The sequence below is a fragment of the Acidimicrobiia bacterium genome (assembly GCA_036396535.1).
Lineage (GTDB): Bacteria > Actinomycetota > Acidimicrobiia > Spongiisociales > UBA5794 > DASWKR01.
The window spans coordinates 1-4,781 of sequence record DASWKR010000021.1; the positions used below are offsets into that span (position 1 = coordinate 1).

6 protein-coding genes are annotated in these 4,781 nt (G+C 69.4%); 4 read left to right on the forward strand and 2 right to left on the reverse strand.

Translation table 11 applies throughout. The features are described from left to right. From VGC47_03235 to VGC47_03245, 3 genes are all read left to right on the forward strand, one after another. Positions 1 to 819 (forward strand): alpha-hydroxy acid oxidase (locus tag VGC47_03235; protein HEX9854306.1); only part of this gene is annotated, 819 nt, incomplete at its 5' end. A gap of 99 nt (positions 820 to 918) precedes the next feature. Further along, complete coding sequence (locus VGC47_03240) at positions 919 to 1,569, forward strand: DUF998 domain-containing protein (GenBank protein HEX9854307.1); 651 nt, start codon at positions 919 to 921, stop codon at positions 1,567 to 1,569. An 8-nt stretch (positions 1,570 to 1,577) separates the two neighbouring features. Beyond that, positions 1,578 to 2,123 carry a DUF998 domain-containing protein gene (locus VGC47_03245; GenBank protein HEX9854308.1) on the forward strand — a complete coding sequence of 182 codons (546 nt, stop codon included), beginning with the start codon at positions 1,578 to 1,580 and terminating at the stop codon, positions 2,121 to 2,123. Positions 2,124 to 2,133: 10 nt separating this feature from the next. On the opposite strand, the gene VGC47_03250 is transcribed toward VGC47_03245, so the two are convergent. Next, the gene (locus VGC47_03250; GenBank protein HEX9854309.1) at positions 2,134 to 2,352 is read right to left on the reverse strand and encodes a hypothetical protein; all 219 of its coding nucleotides are present in this window, start codon (positions 2,350 to 2,352) and stop codon (positions 2,134 to 2,136) included. Between the two features lie 55 nt (positions 2,353 to 2,407). Beyond that, a complete protein-coding gene (locus VGC47_03255) occupies positions 2,408 to 3,892 on the reverse strand; it encodes a DEAD/DEAH box helicase (GenBank protein ID HEX9854310.1) in 1,485 nt (494 codons plus the stop codon). 468 nt (positions 3,893 to 4,360) lie between these two features. Here VGC47_03255 and VGC47_03260 point away from each other — a divergent pair, with 468 nt between their 5' ends. Continuing rightward, entirely contained in the window at positions 4,361 to 4,615 is a 255-nt protein-coding gene (locus VGC47_03260; GenBank protein HEX9854311.1) for an RNA-binding protein, read from the forward strand. Positions 4,616 to 4,781 lie beyond the last annotated feature (166 nt).

The following is a 4,781-nucleotide window of genomic DNA, read 5'->3' on the forward strand; positions in this document are numbered from 1 at the left end:
CTCGCCCTCTACGAACCGACCGACGCCCTCGCCTCGTGCGCCGCGGCCGCAAGCGTGTCGACCTCCGTCATGTGCTCGGCGTTCACGTCGGTGCCCTGGGAGGACGTGGCCGCCACCGCTCCCGGCCGGCACATGTTCCAGCTGTACGTCCTGGGAGACCGAGGATGGACGACGGACGTGACCGTGCGGGTCGAAGCGGCAGGGTTCGGCGCCCTGTGCGTCACCGTGGACACGCCGATGATCGGGCGACGCGACCGGAGCCTCGAGCTCCGGTCGGTCTTCGTCGCCGACCCGGCATCCGGTGAGCATCCCAACCTGGCGCGACACGGCTGGGACCCTTCGTACCGATCTCGCTACACCCCGGCCGACCTCGAGTGGCTCTGCCGGCAAACCCGCCTCCCCGTGGTCGTCAAGGGCATCATGACCGCCGACGACGCCAGGGCAGCAGTTGATGCGGGAGTGGCGGGCGTGTACGTGTCGAACCACGGCGGACGCCAGGTCGACCACGCCATCAGCACGATCGAGGTGCTCGGCGAGATCGTCGAAGCGGTCGGCGCCGAAGTGGACGTGGCGGTCGACGGCGGGTTCACGCGGGGCGCCGACGTCTGCAAGGCGCTGGCTCTCGGCGCCAGGGCCGTCGGCATCGGCCGCCTGCAATGCTGGGGACTGGCCGCAGGTGGCACGGCAGGGCTGACCCGGGTGCTCGAGATCCTCCGGGAGGAGATCGTGGTGACGATGGCGAACATCGGTTGCCGGACGACGCACGACGTCACGCCCGGTCACGTGAGGTGGGCCGTGCCGGCCGGCGAAGGCGTCTGAACCCGCCGGCATTGCAGGCGCTCACGCTGTGTCGGTCCGCCGCTGCGAGGAACGCGGTACCGTCCGACTGCCGCAACACGCTCGACGGAAGGTGGCGCCATGCCAGACGAGCCGGCTCACCACAGGGCAACCGGAGCCTCCATCGGCGCCGTGATCCTGGTGTCGGCCGGTTTCGTGGCGGTGATCGCCCTCCATGCCTTGCGGACCGACCTCGACCCGGTACGCGAGGTGATGAGCGGCTACGCCAACGGGTCGTTCGGGATCGTGATGACGGTGGCGTTCTATGCCCTCGGCGGCGCCGCCCTGCTGATGGCGTTCAGGCTGCCGAGGGCGACCCACCGAACGCCGGTTGCGCGGGCCGTCTCCGTGCTGCTGGCGTTGGCGGGAATCGGGCTCATCCTCGCCGGCGTGTTCGAGGTGGAGAGGCCGCTCATCCCGGACACGATCGAGGAGATCATCCACAGCGACGCCGCCATCGCCGCATTCGTGCTGTTGATCGCGGCGATGCTGCTGTTCACCGTCGTGTGCCGTCGCGACCCTCGGTGGCACTCTTTCTTCGTCGTCACGCTGGCACTGGCGTTGATGGCGACCGCCGCGGCCGCCTTCAGCCCGCTCGCCGACCGCACGCCGTTGACGGGGGTCGCCCAGCGGGGCCTGGCGTTGACCGTGTTCGCCTGGCTGTTCCTCGTCGCAGCCCGCATCCGCTTCCACCCCGCCCACGTCCCCCAGCCAGAATCGGACGGGTCCTGAACGATCGGTTGCGCCCGGCCGCGGTGGCGCTGATGCTCGTCGGCTTCGGCCTCGTCGTCGCGGTCCACGTCGTCACAGGTCTCGACCCGATCAGCCGCAGGCTCAGCGAGTACGTCCACGAGGAGGGCGGCTTCCTGATGGTGGCGGCCTTCATAGCCATCGGCCTCGGGATGATCGGGCTGGGGCTCGCCATCAGGACGGCGACGGGGCGCCTGGCCCCATGGGTTGCCACACTGGTCGGCCTGGCGGGCGTCGGCATGATCGTGTCGGGCCTCTACCCCACCGACCCGGGGCCGGCGACGATCTCGGGGCTCCTTCACAGCCGGGCCTCGGGTGGCGCCACCCTCGCCCTCATCGGCGCCTCGATCCTCTGGTCGTTCCGCACGCCGGGTCGCGATCGGCTCCTCATGGGACTCTCCGTCGCGGCCGCGCTGCTCGGCGTCGTCAGCGTGGCGCTCCACGAGACAGGCGTGTCAGGCCTCGGTCAGAGGAGCTTGTGGGTGGTGCTGCTCGCCTGGCTCTTGCTGGCGGCAGTCCGCCTCGAGCGCGTCTGACGCTGCGTCGTCAGGCTGCGAGGTGAATCGAGGTGACGTCTCCGAGCGCGATCGATCGGGTTCGGTTGTCGTGGCGAAGGAGCATGGCCCATTCGCCGTACGGAGCCTCCATGCCGAGGTACTCCCCGAAGGCGACGCCGTATCTCGTGGCGGCGCGGTAGTAGAAGCCGCGGCGGAGGTGGTTGAAGTTTGGGGTCGCGTCCCTACGCGACCGACGTTGTGCCGTCATTCGGCACTCCTTTCGTGGATGCGGGCCGCCAGGCCCGCAGTGATCTGTTGCGGTGTCAGCGGCGGGGTCGCCTCGGCCGGGCGATGCTGACCTTGAGGTCCCTGCCGCCGAGGCGGGTGCCGTCCAGCGCTTCGACGGCGACCTGGGCTTCCGGCTGCCGCATGTCGACGAAGCCGAAGCCGCGTGAGCGGCCCGTATGACGATCTGTGACGATCGTCGCCTCCCTGACCTGGCCGAACGGCTCGAACAGCGCCCGGACCTCTGCCGCAGTGGCTGCCCAGGGCAGGTTCGAGACGTAGAGGCTCTCGTCTCTCCCGGCCGGCCGGCGGGCGTGACGGCTGTCCCGCTCCCCCTGTCCGTTGTGCGGGCTCCCTCGATCGGTACGTGGGGCGTCGCCGATCGTCCGACCGCCCCGCTCGAGGGCATCGGCTCGCGGCACGTCGATGACCTCGGGGAGCCCGAGGTCGCCGAGCATCCGGCGCACGGCCCTCTGCTGGTCACCGGTCACGAGGCTCACGACGATCCCGGAGGCCCCGGCCCTGGCGGTCCTGCCGGACCGGTGGAGGTAGTCCTTCGAGTCGGCCGGAGGGTCGAAGTGGACCACCGAGGCGACCGAGTCGACGTGGATGCCTCGGGCCGCCACGTCCGTGGCGACCAGTGCCTGGGCGCGGCCGGTCGAGAAGGCGTGGAGAGCCTTGGTCCGCTGGCTCTGGGAGCGGCCGCCGTGCATCGCAACCGCGCCGACGCCGAGCTTGACGAGCTGCTTGGTCAGCCGGTCGGCGCCGTGGCGGGTGCGCGTGAAGACGATCGAGCTGCCTGCCGACGTGACGACGGAGGCGGTGTGCTCGGCCCGGGCATCGCGATCCACGAGCCAGAAGTGGTGGCGGGCATCGACGGTCACCGCCGCCCCGACCGTGCCTGCCTCGTGTCGCACGGGATCCCGCTGATAGTCGCGGCTCAGCACCGCGACGTCGCCGTCGAGCGTCGCAGAGAACAGGAGGGTCTGGCGGTGGCGGGCCGTCAGGTCGAGGATGCGCCGGACAGCGGGGAGGAAGCCCATGTCCGCCATCCGATCAGCCTCGTCGACGACGACCACGTCGACGCTGTCGAGCTCGACGGACCGCTGCTCGATGAGATCCTCGAGGCGGCCCGGTGTGGCGACCAGGACGTCGAGCCCCTTGCGAAGGGCGCTCTTCTGGGGGCCGTAGGAGACGCCGCCGTACACGGCGAAGACATGTCTGCCCGCTGCCTTGGCCAGCGGAGCCAACTCCTGCTTGATCTGCTCGGCGAGCTCTCTCGTCGGCGCCAGGATGAGCGCCTTCGGCCTCGATCGTTCCGCTCGCTCTACCCGGGCGAGTAGCGGGAGCCCGAATGCGAGCGTCTTCCCCGACCCGGTGGGCGCCTTGCCGCACACGTCCTTTCCTGCGAGGACGTCGGGGATGGTGGCCGTCTGGACCGGGAACGGGTCGATGATGCCGCGTCCTTCGAGGACGCGAACGAGGGCGGCTGGCACCCCGAGTTGGGCGAACGTGTTCGGCATGATGTTGAATGCTCCTGAGCCCCGGCTGGGGTTTCGTTGTTTCTGTTGCCGTCTCTCGCTCGAGCTCGCGGTGTCAATCGCAGGATCGAGAGTCGGCGGAAGAGGCGTTCCAACCGGTGAGGACAAAGACCGTGGTCACCGGGGATCGCGACTGTGCGCTGGCCTCCACCCGGTGCGGCGAGCGTCATCGTACCACGGTTCCGTGGGGAGACGACGCATTCCCGTATCGGCAGACCGCGGCTGCGGCTGAACCGCTTGGGCGTGGAATCGTCTGCACGCCTCCGCGAACCGCTACACTGAATGCAGATAGCGTACGCCCGATGCGTACAACGCCCGTTCCGCCGCATCGTTCCGTCCGGCGGACCACCGCAGGACATGCCGATCAATGCCGACGTCCAAGTCGGCTCGGACGCTGATCCGGCGGGGCGTCAAACCGCAGACGGTGCGACGCTCGGAAGGAGCACGTTCATGTCCAGCAATATCTACGTAGGCAACCTCGCCTTCAGCACAACGTCGGCAGATCTGCAGACGCTCTTCGGCAAGCATGGTGAGGTGCGCAAGGCGCAGGTCATCACGGATCGCGACACCGGCCGTTCCCGCGGATTCGGCTTCGTCGAGATGGCGACCACCGAAGCGGCCCAGGCGGCGATCAGCTCGCTCAACGGCCACAACCTCGACGGTCGCGACCTCACCGTGAACCTGGCCAAAGAACGATCACGTTGAAGCCCGCCGCGGGCAAGCGAATCGTCGATACGGTCACCCAGCGTTGCGAGCACTGCGGGCATCCCCGCAGGGAGCATCGCGACGCCAACGCGTGCACCGTCCCGAAGTGCGCATGCGCCGACTATGCATTGTCCTCTGGAGGCTCGCGCCGCCCGTCATGATGGGC